This window comes from Streptomyces sp. NPDC005706 (genome assembly GCF_040631045.1).
Taxonomy (GTDB): Bacteria; Actinomycetota; Actinomycetes; order Streptomycetales; family Streptomycetaceae; genus Streptomyces.
In genome coordinates this window covers 128,013-142,967 of record NZ_JBEXYS010000014.1, presented here as the reverse complement: position 1 = coordinate 142,967, position 14,955 = coordinate 128,013, and the positions used below count along the sequence as shown (strand labels likewise).

12 protein-coding genes and 3 pseudogenes are annotated in these 14,955 nt (G+C 69.4%); 7 read left to right on the top strand and 8 right to left on the bottom strand.

The features are described from left to right. Positions 1 to 12: 12 nt before the first annotated feature. Both ABZ478_RS22895 and katG read left to right on the top strand, forming a co-directional pair. Positions 13 to 759, top strand: coding sequence for an NAD(P)H-binding protein (locus tag ABZ478_RS22895; RefSeq protein ID WP_359552286.1), 747 nt, complete (start codon positions 13 to 15; stop codon positions 757 to 759). A gap of 588 nt (positions 760 to 1,347) precedes the next feature. After that, on the top strand, positions 1,348 to 3,540 hold the full coding sequence (katG, locus tag ABZ478_RS22890) for a catalase/peroxidase HPI (RefSeq protein ID WP_359552284.1): 2,193 nt from the start codon (positions 1,348 to 1,350) through the stop codon (positions 3,538 to 3,540). Positions 3,541 to 3,697: 157 nt separating this feature from the next. Here katG and ABZ478_RS22885 read toward each other — a convergent pair. The 8 genes and pseudogenes from ABZ478_RS22885 to ABZ478_RS22850 form a co-directional block, all read right to left on the bottom strand. Further along, positions 3,698 to 3,946 (bottom strand): annotated as a pseudogene (locus ABZ478_RS22885) (transposase); the annotation flags it as partial. A gap of 41 nt (positions 3,947 to 3,987) precedes the next feature. Next, the gene (locus ABZ478_RS22880; RefSeq protein ID WP_359552282.1) at positions 3,988 to 4,602 is read right to left on the bottom strand and encodes a GAF domain-containing protein; all 615 of its coding nucleotides are present in this window, start codon (positions 4,600 to 4,602) and stop codon (positions 3,988 to 3,990) included. Further along, on the bottom strand, positions 4,565 to 5,188 hold the full coding sequence (locus ABZ478_RS22875; protein WP_359552280.1) for an ATP/GTP-binding protein: 624 nt from the start codon (positions 5,186 to 5,188) through the stop codon (positions 4,565 to 4,567). The genes ABZ478_RS22880 and ABZ478_RS22875 overlap by 38 nt, the downstream gene beginning before the upstream one ends. Then, on the bottom strand, positions 5,166 to 5,552 hold the full coding sequence (locus ABZ478_RS22870) for a DUF742 domain-containing protein (protein WP_359552278.1): 387 nt from the start codon (positions 5,550 to 5,552) through the stop codon (positions 5,166 to 5,168). The genes ABZ478_RS22875 and ABZ478_RS22870 overlap by 23 nt, the downstream gene beginning before the upstream one ends. 3 nt (positions 5,553 to 5,555) lie before the next feature. Then, on the bottom strand, positions 5,556 to 5,954 hold the full coding sequence (locus ABZ478_RS22865; RefSeq protein ID WP_020937545.1) for a roadblock/LC7 domain-containing protein: 399 nt from the start codon (positions 5,952 to 5,954) through the stop codon (positions 5,556 to 5,558). A 67-nt stretch (positions 5,955 to 6,021) separates the two neighbouring features. Further along, entirely contained in the window at positions 6,022 to 7,545 is a 1,524-nt protein-coding gene (locus ABZ478_RS22860) for an ATP-binding protein (protein ID WP_359552277.1), read from the bottom strand. Between the two features lie 318 nt (positions 7,546 to 7,863). Then, a pseudogene (locus ABZ478_RS22855) lies at positions 7,864 to 8,106 on the bottom strand (DUF504 domain-containing protein); the annotation flags it as partial. A 434-nt stretch (positions 8,107 to 8,540) separates the two neighbouring features. Next, positions 8,541 to 10,228, bottom strand: a pseudogene (locus tag ABZ478_RS22850) (SpoIIE family protein phosphatase). Between the two features lie 444 nt (positions 10,229 to 10,672). Between ABZ478_RS22850 and ABZ478_RS22845 the strand changes: the two are divergent. The 5 genes from ABZ478_RS22845 (at position 10,673) to ABZ478_RS22825 (ending at position 14,937) form a co-directional block, all read left to right on the top strand. Then, positions 10,673 to 11,932, top strand: coding sequence for a SpoIIE family protein phosphatase (locus ABZ478_RS22845; protein WP_359552275.1), 1,260 nt, complete (start codon positions 10,673 to 10,675; stop codon positions 11,930 to 11,932). Between the two features lie 327 nt (positions 11,933 to 12,259). After that, positions 12,260 to 12,658 (top strand): gas vesicle protein GvpJ, encoded by a 399-nt coding sequence (gene gvpJ / locus ABZ478_RS22840; protein ID WP_359552273.1) that lies wholly within the window; start codon positions 12,260 to 12,262, stop codon positions 12,656 to 12,658. Next, the gene (locus ABZ478_RS22835; protein ID WP_359552358.1) at positions 12,655 to 13,245 is read left to right on the top strand and encodes a GvpL/GvpF family gas vesicle protein; all 591 of its coding nucleotides are present in this window, start codon (positions 12,655 to 12,657) and stop codon (positions 13,243 to 13,245) included. The genes gvpJ and ABZ478_RS22835 overlap by 4 nt, the downstream gene beginning before the upstream one ends. Positions 13,246 to 13,301: 56 nt before the next feature. Beyond that, positions 13,302 to 13,700 (top strand): OsmC family protein, encoded by a 399-nt coding sequence (locus ABZ478_RS22830; protein ID WP_359552271.1) that lies wholly within the window; start codon positions 13,302 to 13,304, stop codon positions 13,698 to 13,700. Between the two features lie 907 nt (positions 13,701 to 14,607). Next, positions 14,608 to 14,937 (top strand): hypothetical protein, encoded by a 330-nt coding sequence (locus ABZ478_RS22825; RefSeq protein WP_359552270.1) that lies wholly within the window; start codon positions 14,608 to 14,610, stop codon positions 14,935 to 14,937. Positions 14,938 to 14,955 lie beyond the last annotated feature (18 nt).

Here is a 14,955-nt window from a genome sequence, read left to right as displayed (position 1 = left end):
GGAGGAACGACCATGCGCATCGCCGTCGCCGGAGCGACCGGGAACATCGGAGCCCGCACCGCCGCCGCCCTGGAGCAGGCCGCACATGAAGTAGTGCGCATCAGCCGCTCACTGGGCGTGGACCTGATCACTGGAGACAACCTCGACGCCGCCCTGACGGGCGTCGACGTCGTCGTGGACGCCACGAGCCACGAGGCGGCCGACCGGGACGATGCGGTCGCGTACTTCGGCACCGCCACCCGCAACCTGCTCGACGCCGAGGAACGAGCCGGTGTCCGTCACCACGTACTGCTCTCGATAGTCGGCATCGACCGTGTCGAAGGCAACGCACACTACGCCGGCAAGCGTGAGCAGGAGCGCCTCGTGACCCAGAGCCCCGTGCCGTGGACGATCGTTCCCTTCACTCAGTTCCAGGACTTCGCCGCGACGGTGACCGGCTGGACCGAACAGGACGGCATCGCCCCGATCCCACCGCTGCTCATCCAGCCGATCGCGCCCGCGGACGTGGCCGGCATCCTCGCCGAGATCGCCACGGGCACACCACAGGGGCGTTACCGCGATGTCGCCGGCCCGGAGCCACAGGACCTGGTGGACATGGCCCGCCGCACCAACGATGCCCGCAGACATACGGTCAAGCTGGTCCCGACGTGGTCATCGATACTGGGGCCGGAGATGGCGGGCAACGTCCTCATGCCCGGCGAGGGTGCCCGCATCGCGCCGACCACCTTCGACGAGTGGCTCACCGGCGCTCGGCGATGACGCGCCCCCCTACTAGCCACCGTCAACAGCCTTGCCCGGCCACTCAGGCGTGCGGACGGAGCGAGGCGCTGCCTGAAGCCGACAGGCGGCACACACTTTCCTCCGAATGACCGGGCTCTCAGGAAACACCGACCGAGTTTCCCCTTGCTGACTCGCCGTGCGCCACCGCGGTGGCTGAGGGAGGCTGTGACTACCGGTCGGGAGGAGTCGTCTTCGCGTCACCTCGGCCCGTGCGCTTCGGTCTGCTGACGGCGACCGCTCACTCGGGCCGAGAGGCGTGCGACGCCTCACGGCTGCCATCAGCCAGGCAACCCCTGCAAGGCCGGGGGCTGACGTATCGCGTCGGATACCGGTACGGGAGATGAAAGGCCGCCCCTTCTCCTACGTCTGTCATGCGGAGTGCTCAGCGTGTTTAACAAAGGTGTGCTCTGCGGTGCGCAACGATACGGACGCGGTACGACACATTTCCGGCCGACGGGCACCATGGCGCGCTGATTGCGCGGGTCGTCGTGCTCGACACCAGCGCAGCCGACGACGTCGAGCGCGGCAGTCCGCAGAAGGAACACCCATACAGGAAGAAGAACGGGCATGTCCGGTAGTGAAAGCGAGAATCCAGCAATCCCCTCACCGACGCCCACGCCGACGCAGCGGCCCAGGACGAACCGGGACTGGTGGCCGAATCAGCTGGACCTTCAGGTCCTTCACCAGCACTCGGCCCGATCCAATCCGATGGACGAGGACTTCGACTACGCGAAAGCGTTCGCGGCCCTTGACGTCGAGGCTCTGAAGCGTGACGTCTTCGAGGTGATGACGACATCCCAGGACTGGTGGCCTGCCGACTACGGTCACTATGGGCCGCTCTTCATTCGAATGAGCTGGCATGCCGCAGGAACGTACCGCATTGAGGACGGCCGCGGTGGTGGCGGCAGCGGCGCACAGCGCTTCGCCCCCCTCAACAGCTGGCCGGACAACGCGAGCCTGGACAAGGCGCGCCGTCTGCTCTGGCCGGTCAAACAGAAGTACGGCCCGAAAATCTCATGGGCCGATCTCCTGGTCTTCACCGGAAACTGTGCCATGGAATCCATGGGGTTCAAGACGTTCGGGTTCGGTTTCGGACGACAGGACATCTGGGAGCCCGAGGAAATCTTCTGGGGGCCCGAGGACACGTGGCTCGGAGATGAGCGCTACAGCGGCGACAGGGAACTCACGGGCCCCTTCGCCGCCGTCCAGATGGGCCTGATCTACGTCAATCCGGAGGGGCCCAACGGAAACCCGGACCCGATCGCTGCCGCCGGGGACGTTCGAGAGACGTTCGGGCGCATGGCGATGAATGACGAGGAAACAGTCGCACTCATCGTCGGCGGCCACACTTTCGGCAAGTGTCATGGCGCGGTCGACCCGAGCTATCTCGGACCGGAACCCGAGGCGGCCCCCATCGAGCAGCAGGGTCTCGGCTGGCGGAACACCTACGGCAGCGGCACGGGCCCCCACGCGCTCACCAGTGGTCTGGAGGGGGCATGGACCACCGAGCCGACCAAGTGGGACAACGGGTACCTGGACAATCTCTACGGGTACGAGTGGGAGCTGACGAGCAGCCCCGCCGGCGCCCACCAGTGGACCCCCTCGGATCCCGCGGCGAGGAACACCGTTCGCGACGCCCATGATCCGTCGAAGCGGCACGCCCCCATGATGCTGACGACGGACATCGCGCTGAAGGTGGACCCGGTCTACGGCCCGATCACGAAGAGGTTCCACGAGAACCCGGACGAACTCGCGGTGGCGTTCGCCAAGGCGTGGTACAAACTCCTGCACCGCGACATGGGACCCCTCTCGCGTTACCTCGGCCCGTGGATCCCCGAGCCGCAACTGTGGCAGGACCCCGTCCCCGACGTCGAGCACGAACTGGTCGGGGACGCGGACATCGCCGCCTTGAAGAGCAGGATCCTGTCCTCGGGCCTTTCCGTCTCCCAGCTGGTCACCACCGCCTGGGCGTCGGCGGCGAGCTTCCGCGGCACCGACAAGCGCGGCGGGGCGAACGGAGCACGGATCCGGCTCGCGCCGCAGAAGGACTGGGAGCTCAACGACCTCCCGGAGGTGACCGAGGTACTGCGCACGCTCGAGCGGATGCAGCAGGACTTCAACCACTCCGACATGGGTGGAACGCGGGTCTCCCTCGCCGACCTGATCGTCCTCGGCGGGTGCGCGGCCGTCGAGCAGGCCGCGAGGGACGCCGGGTGCGACGTAACGGTTCCGTTCGCACCGGGGCGCACGGACGCCTCGCAGGAGCAGACCGACGCGGCGTCGTTCGCCGTGCTGGAGCCCAAGGCGGATGCCTTCCGCAACTACCTGCCGTCGGGCGAGAAGCTGTCGCCGGAGACGCTCATGCTGGACCGCGCCAACCTGCTGACGCTGACCGCTCCCGAGATGACGGCGCTGATCGGCGGCATGCGGGCCCTGGACACCGGCTTCAAGGGATCACCCCAGGGTGTCCTCACCCACCGACCCGGAATCCTGACCAACGACTTCTTCGTCAACCTGCTCGACATGGGCACGGAGTGGAAGGCGTCCACTGAGGACGAGAACGTGTTCGAAGGCCGGGATCGCGCCACCGGCGAGGTCAAGTGGACCGCCACCGCCGTCGACCTGATCTTCGGTGCGCACGCCCAGCTCCGAGCCATCTCGGAGGTCTACGCGTCCCAGGATGGGCGAGAGAAGTTCGTACGTGACTTCGTGGCGGCGTGGAACAAGGTGATGAATCTCGACCGGTTCGACCTCGCCTGAGCCCGACGTCCCGGGCGGCCCTCATCGGCCGCCCGGGACGGGTGGGGACGGCCGAGCCGGTCCCGATCTGGCGTGCGAGGGGTGCGGGCGGGCCGCAACCACCTTCCGGCGGGCGAGAAGCAGTCGCCGGAGACCTCGTGCATCTCCTTTGTCACGCCGGGTTGGCCGACTTGGGCAGGCAGTTTGCGACGTTGCGGGATTTGTGAAGCCGGCACCTGTGCAGTCTGGCTGCTCGGAGCCCGTCGGGGAGCGCCGCGCGAAGGCCCATGGCACCGACGCCGATGGCCAATTGAGGGTCGCGGATGCCTCGTCGGCGGCAGTCGCGCAGCAGGTCGGCCCGCGACTCGGTGGACCCGCGGGCGCCCTCGGCCGAAACGATCAGCTCTATCTTGCCGTCCAGCCGGACCGCCGCTCCGGGGCGGCCGCGTGCGCGTCCGGCTGTGCCGGTCAGCTGTGGCGGTTCGCCGACTCCTCCAGCCGCTCGACCAGTTCGGCAGCCATGGCTTTGATGGTTTCCAGCCCTTCGCGCCCCCACGGCTGTGGATCCTGGTCGACCACGCAGATCGTGCCCAGCACCACGCCGGTGCTGTCTATCAGCGGTGCGCCCAGATAGGAGTGGACGCCGATCGCGTCGACCACCGGGTTGCCGGCGAACCGCGGGAAGTCCCGGATGTCCTCCAGCACCAGCGCCCGGCGGCGCTTGACCACGTGCGGGCAGATACCCATGTCGATGTCGCGGGGCATGACGCGGCCGGGCACCGGCTCCTCCAGCAGCGGCGGCCCCACGTGAGCCGTGGTGTCCTGCGCCGCGCTGTACAACCCTGCGAAGTACTGGTGGTCGGCGTCGAGGAAGAAGTTGACCCCGGCGTAGCAGCCGCCGGTGCGGTGTGCCAGCTCCCGTGCGAAGGCGTCGAGTTCGGCATCCGGACGAGCGTCGATGCCCAGCTCGCGCAGCCGCTCGGATCGGGCACGCACCTGTGGATCCTCCGGGGGGAGGAGCAGATGGCGCAGGGCGATCCCGGACTCAGGCCCGGACGGTGGGTTGGTCGGTGTCGCTGCCATGGGAACTCCTTGTCGTGATCAGATGCTGAACCAGATCGAGCAGTACGCGTATGCCCGAGTTCTGGACGCGGGCGTCGCACAGCACCACCGGCACCTCCTGCCTGAGGTCGAGCGCGGTGCGCACCTCCTCCCCGCCGTAGCGGTGGGCCCCGTCGAACTCGTTGACGGCGACGACGAAGGGGATGCCGCGGCGCTCGAAGAAGTCCACCGCCGCGAAGGAGTGCTCCAGCCTGCGGGTGTCGGCGAGAACCACCGCCCCGAGCGCTCCCTCGGAGAGTTCGTCCCACATGAACCAGAAGCGCTCCTGCCCGGGAGTGCCGAACAGGTACAGGACGTGGGACGCACTGAGCGTGATCCGGCCGAAGTCCAGGGCCACCGTGGTGGTGGCCTTGTTCTCCACCCCGTCCAGCCGGTCCGTGGCCGCGCTGACGGCGGTCAGCATCTCCTCGGTGCTCAGCGGCTCGATCTCACTGAGCGAGTTGACGAAGGTGGTCTTGCCCACGCCGAACCCGCCGGCGATCAGCACCTTGACGCCCACCGGCAGGGCTTTGGCGGGCAGCGGATCACAGTCGTTTGAGAAGGCCATCGCGTACCGCTTCCAGGAGGTCTCGATCAGGTCGTGCGGAGTCGCCCGTGGGCGCCGGGCGCGTATCACCTGCGACCACCGCGCCTCCCTCGGCCAGATCGGACAGCACTACCTTGACCACGGCGGCGGGCACCTGCATCCGGGCCGCGACCTCGGCAACGCTCACCGGCTGTTCGCACAGCGCCAGCACCTGCGCGTGCTCCAGGCCGAAAGCGCCCTGCGTCTGGGCGCCGGTGGCCCGCACCGTGGTCACCAGCGTGAAGTGGGACGTGGCCCTGGTCCGGCCGTCGCTCACGGTGTAGGGACGGACCAGCCGCCCGGCCGCTTCGTCGAGCTGCGGTCCGTCTGGGAGGACCGGCGTCATCGGTCACCCCACCGGGTGCCGGGGCGGTGTGGCCAGGTGCGGACGCACGCTCTTCACCATCATCCCCATCTCGTAGCCCAGTACCGCCGCGTCCGCATCGCGTCCGGCCAGCACCGCCAGCACCGCGCCGTGCCCGGCGGACGAGACGAAGAGCAGCGAGGTGCTGAGCTCCGTCACGATCTGTCGCACGTCACCGCCGTCGTCGAAGTGCCGGCCCGCGCTTCGCGCCAACGAGTACAGCCCACTGGCGAGCGCGGCCAACTGGTCCGCGGCGTCCTTGTCGAGCCCCTCCGCTGCCTTCACCAGCCCGTCCGAGGACAGCAACAACGCGCTTCGGGTGTGCGGCACCCGGTTCACCAGGCCCGTCAACAGCCAGGAAAGGTCTTCGCTCGCCACGATCATGTACTCCTCTTCGGCAAAAGAAACGTTTTGCTGCACAGGCCTTGGGCGTTCAGGGCGGCCTCGGCCATCAGGGCGTCTCCGCTTCCTCGGCCCTGCGTAGTCCGGTCTGGAATGCGGCCATCAGGCCGGGGTCGTGTGCTATGTCCTCGGCAGCACCGGCGCCGCGGACCGGCTGCGGCACTTCGGCTTCGTGGTCCTGACGGCGGCGCTGAGGCAGCCGCGGGCGGTCGTCCTCGCCGTCGGAGTGGACCGGGGCGGGCTCGGGTGCGGTATCGGACACGCTCGGATCCGTGACGACGGTCGTCTCCGTAGCGCGGAGGTCCACCGCCTCGGTCTCCGTCCGGTCGTGTGGCTCCGCGTCAGGGGCCGGGACGGTGTGGGGCGCCGGCGCGGGGGCTGCCGGCTGCGGGCCGAGCAGTGCCTCGGGCAGTACCATGACGGCCTGCGTGCCGCCGTAGACGTTGCTCAGCAACTGCACGGCGATGTCGTGCCGCTGAGCCAGGACGGAGACCACGTACAGGCCGATCCTGCCGTCCTGCAGCAGTTCGCCGAGCGCAACCTTGTCGGGTGCGCTCAAAACGGTGTTCATCTGGCCGCGCTCGGCCGGGGACATGCCCAGGCCCCGGTCCTCGACCTCGATCGCCACCCCCGCGGCGACGGGCTCCACCCGTACGTGCACGGTGGTCTGGGGCGGTGAGAAGACCGTCGCGTTCTCCAGCAGTTCGGCCAGCAGATGGACGACGTCGACCACGGCGTGGCCGCTGACCGATCCCTCGACGGGGGGGACCAGCTTGACCCGGGCGTACTGGTCGATCTCGGCGACGGCGGAACGCAGCACGTCCGTCAGGCTGACGGGGCGGGTCCACTGGCGGTGGGTGTTCGCGCCGCCGAGCACGGCCAGGTTCTCGGCGTAGCGGCGGATCCGGGTGGCCAGGTGGTCCACCCGGAACAGCCCCTTGAGCAGGTCGGGGTCCTCGACCTCGTTCTCCAGGTTGTCCAGCAGGCCGATCTCGCGGTGCACCAGGGACTCCAGACGGCGCGCCAGGTTGGCGAACACCTCGAACTGCTCCAGCCGGGAGTGGTGTTCCGCACCGATCGCGGAGGCGGCCGTCTCCAGCAGGGCCGCCTCCGCCTCGTGCCGGGCCACAGCGATCTCGAATCCGAGGCGGGAGACTTCGTCCGGGCCGGTCTGCGGCGGGAGTTCCGGCCGGCGGCTCACAGGCCGCTCCCCGGCCCGCAACCGACGGCACAGCGACTCCAGTTCGGCCCTGCCATCGGCTACGGCACGGGTCAGCTCGGCCAGCTCGGCACGGTTTCGGTCGGCTGCGCGGGACAGTTCCGCCCAGTGCTTGGTGACTGCTCGTGCCTCCGCCGAAGCCCGGATGCCCGCGATCGCGGCCGCCATGGTGCCGATGAGCACCACGCCGCCGAACACCGCGCCCTGGTACGCCTGGTCCGCGTGGCCATCGCGGAGCAGCACGGTGGCCGCCGCACCGGTCACGGCGACCACACCCGGCGGCAGCACGGACGACAGCATCAGACGCCGCCTCAAGGACCCGGCCGGGGACTCGGTCGCCACACGGGGCGTCACGGGCGAAGCCGACCGGTCGTCCGGCGGCATGGAAGGATCAGGCATAACAGTCCCCGGACAGTACGATGATCAGGCCGAGCGCGCACGTTATCGCGCAGCAGGACCCCTGTGTCAGCCCCTGGCGTGTACAGAAATCGAACCGTTGCACTTTGAACGCATTCCGAAGCGCCCGTCCCAGACCTGCGAGTGGGGGCAGAGCCACCAGCACGGGGACACCATCGTGTCTGCGGCCGTCACCGGCAGGCTGGTGCGCAATCGCCACGCCTCCACGAGAAGTTCCGTCGAGCAGCGAGCCGAGCGGGGTCAGCCGTTGTGGTCCCGCACCCGGCCTGCGCCCGAGGAGTCGATGCTGTCCACGCCCGTGGCTCGATCCCAGACCACCCAGCCGTCCGCCTCGATGAAGACCACCCGGTGCCACGGGATGTCGCCGCCGGGTACGAAGGACGTCAGGGGGATGCGTTGGAAGGCGCCCCCGCGCTCGCTGATCCCCAGCACGAACCGGGCCGGGTCGAACCGCGGGTCCCAGCGGACCCGGTGATAGATCTCGTCGCTGGTTCGCATCACGCCTCCTCTCCTGACGTCGTAACTCTGCTTCCAGGATGCCGCGCCCCTGTCCTCGACAGCCCTTCCTCACTCCCCGCGACACATGAGGTGCGGTGTGTGAGGGAGCCGGCGTGGGCAATGGGCGCAACGGGCGACCGTTCGCGATGCCCTGGCACGGCCGACGGGAGTCGTGGAACGGGCTCTCACGCTGCAGGCGGCGGCCATGGTGTCGGCCGCCGCCTGACGGAGGGACTCAGGTTCGTATGCGTGGAGTGCCGTGCCGTGCCGTGGCGTGGCGTCAGTCGATCGCGCTGCCCCGAGACCCACTCGCTCCACGACGATGCACTGGCACCTTGGCGACGTATCGCGCCCAGATCGCGGTCGCCGCAGCTTGCAACCGCCCGCGCGGGCCAGGTGAAGCGTGCCGGAGCTCTCTCGCGGGAGCGGCTGCGTCAAGAAAACCAGCCCGGCATGTACCGCACGGCCAACAGGGCCACGTCGTCGTCATTGTCCGGCGGGCGCGCACGTGCCAACAAGTCGTCGGTGAAGGATTCCAACGGGTTGCGGGCCAGCGCCGCGGCGTACCGACGCAGCCGCTCCATGCCCTCGTCCAGACTACGGGCCGGGGACTCGATCAGACCGTCGGTACAGAGGAGCAGGGTTGCCCCGGGCGGCAGTTCCACCGTCGCGTCGGGGCGGACCTGCTCGGGCGTGACGCCCAGGAGAATCCCGTGGCCGTCGGTCAGATAGCGGGCCACGCCCTCGCGGGTGACCAGCAGAGGAGGGGGATGACCGGCGTTGGTCCAGGACAGCTCGCACCGGCCGGCGTGCTCACTCATGCGGGCGAAGACGAGCGTGGCCATGGAGACCTCGGCGATGCCCAGCGTCGCCTGGTCGAGCCACTCCACGATCTTGCTCGGCGGCTTCTGCTGGGACACGGCGTACGCCCGAAGCATGTTGCGCAGCTGAGCCATGCCGGCCGCGGCCTCCAGGTCGTGGCCGACGACGTCCCCCACAGCGAGGGCGGTGGCGCCGTCCGTCAGGCTGAACGCGTCGTACCAGTCGCCGCCGACATGGGAGGCGTCCGGCGCGGGAAGGTAGCGGACGGTCATGCTGCGGCCGGGTGAACGCGGGAGCTTCGGCAGCAGATGGCGCTGCATGGTCTCGGCGACCTTGCGCTGGCGCTGGTAGAGGCGGGCGTTCTCCAGAGCGAGGCCGGCACGTCGGGCGATGTCCTCCAGCAGGGCGGTGTCCATCACGGTGAACCGTTCGGGCTGGTCGGCACGGCCCAGGGTGAGAGCACCCATCACCCCATGCAGGCTGCGCAGGGGCACCACGATGGCCGAGTGCATACCGGTCACCTCGAACAGGCGCCGCTGCTCCACGGCAATCCCGGAGTCGGGCGGGCCCTGATAGGTCTCGGGACCGGCGAAAGAGGACGCGACTCCGCGCAGGGCGCGGGACAGGGGCATCAGGGACTCCTGCAGCACCGGCGGCATGGGCCCCTGGAGATCCTCCCGAAACACCACCGTGTCACCCCCGGCCTGAGCGACCGCGAGCGCCGGACTTCGTCACGATCGCCGATCAGGTCGATGACCGCCCAGTCGGCGATACGAGGCACCACGAGGCTGATCAGGCGGCGCAGCCCCTCGTGGATGTCCAGCGTCGACGTGAGCAAGGTGGTCGTCTCGGCGAGCAGAGCGAGCCGTTCCAGTTCGGAGAGCCGTTCGCCGTTCGGGGACCGCTGGACGGGCCGTCCTCGGCGCGCGGTGGGGTGGAAGAGAACGAGCGTGGCCGACGAGCGGACACCGATGTCACAGGAAGTGGCGAGCCATCCCACCGGCAACAGCGTGCCGTCGCCGCGCTCGAGCCACTCGTCCTCCCCCTGCTGGGCGCCCCCGCCGAGGATGCTCTCCCGTATGCGGCACTGGGCCCTCGGCATCGGCTCCCCGCGGCTGCTGCGGTGCAACAGGTCGTGGGCGTCCCGGCCGACCAGATCGGCAGCGGGGCGGGCCAGGAGTTGCTCGCCACACGTGTTGACGCCGACGATCAGGCGCTGCTCGTCCGCCAGGTAAGCACCCACGGCGAGGGTGTCAAGAGCCCTGACAACGGCTTCCTGCGGACCATCCGGGCCGCTCATCGCTGCCTCCCGCTACCGGGAAGTTACGGACCATCGTGGTGATTCGGGTACCCCCGGGGACAGAGATGACCCTTGAGGCAAGCAAGGACTGTCAACCCCGGGCCGCTCGGCTTGACCTCAGCAGATCCGGCGCCGCGGGGGCGTCGAGAGGCGGCCCGAGCGTGGGTGACCGCCCTCCGCCGGCCCGGGGCCGACGCCACCCCCGCTGCTGGTCCGCGGCACGCGCGGCCGCGGAGGTGCTTCGTCCCCAGGCGGTGGCCGCGTGGGCGGCGTCGACGGCCGCGGCCACCCCGGCGTCGGTGGCGCCCGGGGAGGTCTGGGTGGTCGTGCCAGTGGATGCGACGAGCGTACGAAGCTGCCACCCGCTGCCCACCAGCGAGCTCGGCGAGCGCTGGAGCCGCACCCTTCGTAGATTTAGGAGCGAGCCATTGGCAGGGAATGCGTGTGACACCGAAGATCGACTACCCCGGGGTGTTCGCCGCCCTTCCGAGCCCGTGCCTGGTGCTTGGCACGGACCTGGTGATCGCCGACGCCAATGCGGCCTTCTGCGCGGTGACCGGGCGGACCCGTGGCGAGCTGATCGGGCGGTACCTCTTCGACACCTTCCCGAGCAACCCCGCCGACCCGGAAGCCGACGGGGTAGCGACGCTGAAGGACTCACTGCACCGTGTCCTGTCCTGCCGCCAGACGGATCACATGGCGCTGCAGAAGTACGACATCCCGATCGCCGGCAACCCCGAGGCGTTCAAGGAGCGGTGGTGGACCGCGATCAACGTGCCCGTTCTGGGCCCGGACGGAGAGGTCGCCTGGATCATCCACCGGTCCGAGGACATGACCGAAGTCGTCCGCGCCCGCCGCACGGCGGACCTGCCGTCGGTCAGCCCCGGCCGGGAAGCGGCCATGGAAGCCGAACTGTACTCCCGGGCAAGGCAGCTGCAGCGGCTGAACGAGGAACTGCGGCAGGCCCACGCCCGTGAACGGCGCGTCGCCGTCGCCCTGCAAGAGGCCATGCTCCACTCCCCGGACCTGGCCCGGCACCCGGACATCGCCGTGCGCTACCTGCCCGCGACCGGATCACTGAACGTGTGCGGCGACTGGTACGACGCGGTCGACCTGCCCATGGACCGCTTCACTGTCACGGTCGGCGACGTGGTCGGCCACGGGCTGATGGCCGCCACCGTCATGGGAAGGCTCCGCAGTGCGTTGAGTGCCGCCACCCGCGCCGTCTACGGCCCTGCCCAGGCTTTGGAGGTCCTGGGGCTGTATGCGCGCTCGGTCGAGGGAGCACTGGCCGCCACCGCGGTCGAGGTCCTCGTGGACTGCCACAGCCACCTGCTCATCTACAGCAGCGCCGGCCACCCGCCTCCCGTGCTGCTGCACCCGGACGGCACCTGCGAGCTGCTCGACCGAGCCACCGATCCCCCGCTGGGCGCCCGCCCCGAACACGTACCCCGCCCCCAGGCCACCGCGACCTACACGCCCGGCGACACCCTCATCCTCTACACCGACGGCCTGATCGAACGCCGCGGCGAGGACATCGACGCCGGCCTCAACCGCCTGACCGACACACTCGCCACCTTCACCGAGTTCAGCGCGGAACACCTCGCCGACGCCCTCCTCGCCCGCCTCAACCTCACCAGCGGCGCCAACGACGACATCGCCATGGTCGTCGTCCGCCTGGACCAGACGACCCGGCCGTACTGACCGAGCCAGTCCACCGAGCTGCTGCGCTTCGGGCACCCGGGCACTCCCGGGCCGCCGAACCAGGCGAGTACTGGCCAGTAGGACCTGTGTCTCACCGGCATCTGGCCACTCCGATGCCCGCGCACGTCAGAGGATTAGCCGTGCACCGGCCCAAGGGCTCGGCGTGCCGGCACCCGTCTATCTCGCACTGCTGTTTGGTCGGAGGTGGTGGGGGCTACTCGCATCCGGAAGCTTCGTCGCAGCGAGGGACAGCGAGGCCGACGCGCCGGTACCCCGCCGTCTCCGCCGACGGACCCCCCAGAGACAGACGGCAAGGGGCTGGTCGCGATGACTGTGACCACACAACAAGGCGGCGGGGGCGGCTCCAGCGGCCTCTACGACGTTCTGGAACTCGTTCTCGATCGTGGGCTGGTGATCGATGCGTTCGTGCGAGTCTCGCTCGTCGGTATCGAGATTCTCAAGATCGACGTACGGGTCGTGGTCGCCAGCGTTGACACCTACCTTCGCTTCGCCGAGGCGTGCAACCGCATGGACCTCGAAGCGGGGCCCCACAAGCCCGCCGGACTGACCGAGCTCACGGGCCGGCTCACGCCGTCCGGGACCCAGGACAAGACCAAGGGGGCCCTCTCCGGCGCCGCGGAAACCATCTCTGACGCCTTCCAGCAGGGGCGCGGCGAGGGCCGCGAACGTGAGGGCGACAGGGCCGCGAACAGACCAGGAGAATAGGAGATGGCACTTCCGTCCACGGGATCATCCGCACTTCAGATGCCCCCTTCCGCCAGTACCTGGACGGCATCGGGGACCCTTCGCGGCCGGTACGCGTACTGTGCCAGTGCGAGCCGGGCGCGATCGTGAGTGACGCCCCAGAGGAACTGCGACCCAAACGCCGCGAGCTACTCGCCCACCAGCATGGCCTCGACCAAGCAGCAGCGGGCGGCGGGCCCCGGCCCCGCGCTCTCCCCCGCGTGAGGCGTGGCCGGGTCCGCCGGCGTGGCGTCGCCGGTCGACGCGGTGGGGCGTCGGCGATGCGCGTCCCCCCTCCGAGTCGTCCTCGCTCAGAGCGTCGGAGAACCAGTCGCCGTCGGGGCGTGGTTACGCGGAAGACCGAAGGCGCACGTGCTGGCACGGGGGCGGGGCTGTGTGGCGATGTACTCACGCAGGAAGGTGTGCGTCTGCTCGGGGCTCTTGTAGCCGTCCGCGTCACAGTAGCCGGCGCGGGGACGAAGAAGAGACCAGCGGGAGCCGTACCGGCGTCGGGGCGCCGACACCGGGAATTTGAAGTCCCCACCTCATTACTTCGATCTGCGCCATGATGCGTGGACGGATCCGGGTTGGGCTGCGACTGGGAAACGGCCACAGGAGGCAGGTCATGGATGAGCGGTTCGCGGTGGTGGCGAGCGCGGGGTCGTTTCTGAAGGAAGACGGCGACGACGTCCGGCTCCCGCACCGGTGGACGCCCGGCGGCGTCGGGGTGCGATCGGCGTTCACAGGTGGCCACGTGCTCAACCTGGCGGTGGCGGCGTGCGTGCTCAACGACCTCTACCGCGAGGCCGAGGCCGACGGGGTGGAACTGCGGGGTGTCCGGGTGCGGGCGGAGGGCGGCTTCGACACCTCCAGTTGGAAGTCGACCGGCATCTCCTACGCCATCGAGGTCAACAGCGACGCGCCACAGGCGCTCATCGCGGCACTGATCGCAACCGTCGAGGAGGTCGCCGAGATCCCCCGCGCCCTGCGCCAGGGTGCCGCGGTCAACCGCTCGGCGGGCTGAGACGCAAGACGAGTTCCGGGCGACAGCACCGCTGTCCCTTTCCACACACCGGTAGTTGTGACGTTCCGGACTGGTGGCGTCTTGCCGCCGACGCCGTCAGGCGGTCACCGCACCGCGTGGCTGGAGGTACAGAAGTGCGAAGAGGGCGGTGCTCGGCGCGCTCCTGGACGGCGTGGCAACTAGCCGGCAGAGCTGACCTGGAAACGGGAGCAGACAGGCGGCCTGGCACCTGATTCGACCTGCCCGGGTTCGCCTGTTCTGGCAGGGGTGGTGGGGGCGGGAACAGGCGGCGGTCTTCCAGAGCGGACAGTCCGAACATCACGAGAAGCCATGCCACCAGGGCGAGCAGGGATATCACCATCACGATCACGGCACGCCTCCCCAGCGATGCTCGCGATCACGGGCGTACATGGCGGCGGGCTGGCCACGTGCACCGCGCCCGAACGCGTGGCGCCGCATCTGGCGACGGAGCAGGTAAAGGCCGAACGGGTGATGTTGTGTCGTACGGACGTGCGACCGGTCGGCGGCGAACTGCGGCGGCCTGCGCACGGGGCCCGGCGGCCACGAGCGCCGGCACACGCCTTCACCGGTCGACGTGCTTCCCTTCACTCACCGTCATCGTCTGGGGTGCGAGGCCGCACCCCAGCACATAACGTCGCAGGTGGGGAGCAGCCAGGGAGTGGACATGAGCCCAACCAAGCGCGGCAGGACCCTCAGCGTGAGTCTTAAGCGGACGCCGAGGATCGCCTCTCGCATCGTGACGGAACCGACGGCGCCCGGACCAACGGCACCCGAACTCGAGTCGCCGCAGCCGGCGCCGGCCCCTGATCAGGCCGTCCCCCACGCTCCACCACGCTGGTCCGCTCGCATACGCATATCCGAGACCAATCCCTGGTCGGTCACGCTGATGAGCTTCCTCGTGCTGGGGGGCTTGGGGGTGTGCGTCCTCGGTGCTGTGTTCACCGCGTCGATGGTTCTGTACATCGTGGCCCCGGGCGAGGGGCCGTCGCTGTCGCAGACGCTGGTCATTGCCACCGTGGTCGTCGCACTGGAGATCGTCCTGGGCACCGTCGTGGCCTGCCTGTGCAGCTTCACGCACAACTACACGGCACGGCTCAGCCGCGGCATCGGAGTGGCCCTGGCCGGTGATCGCAGCGATCCAACACCGGCAGGAAGACAAGGAGAAGAAGCGCAAGATCCACAGGATGCGCTGTCTCCGGATGACTTCCACAGGTGAGAGGGTGAGTGCGGGCTG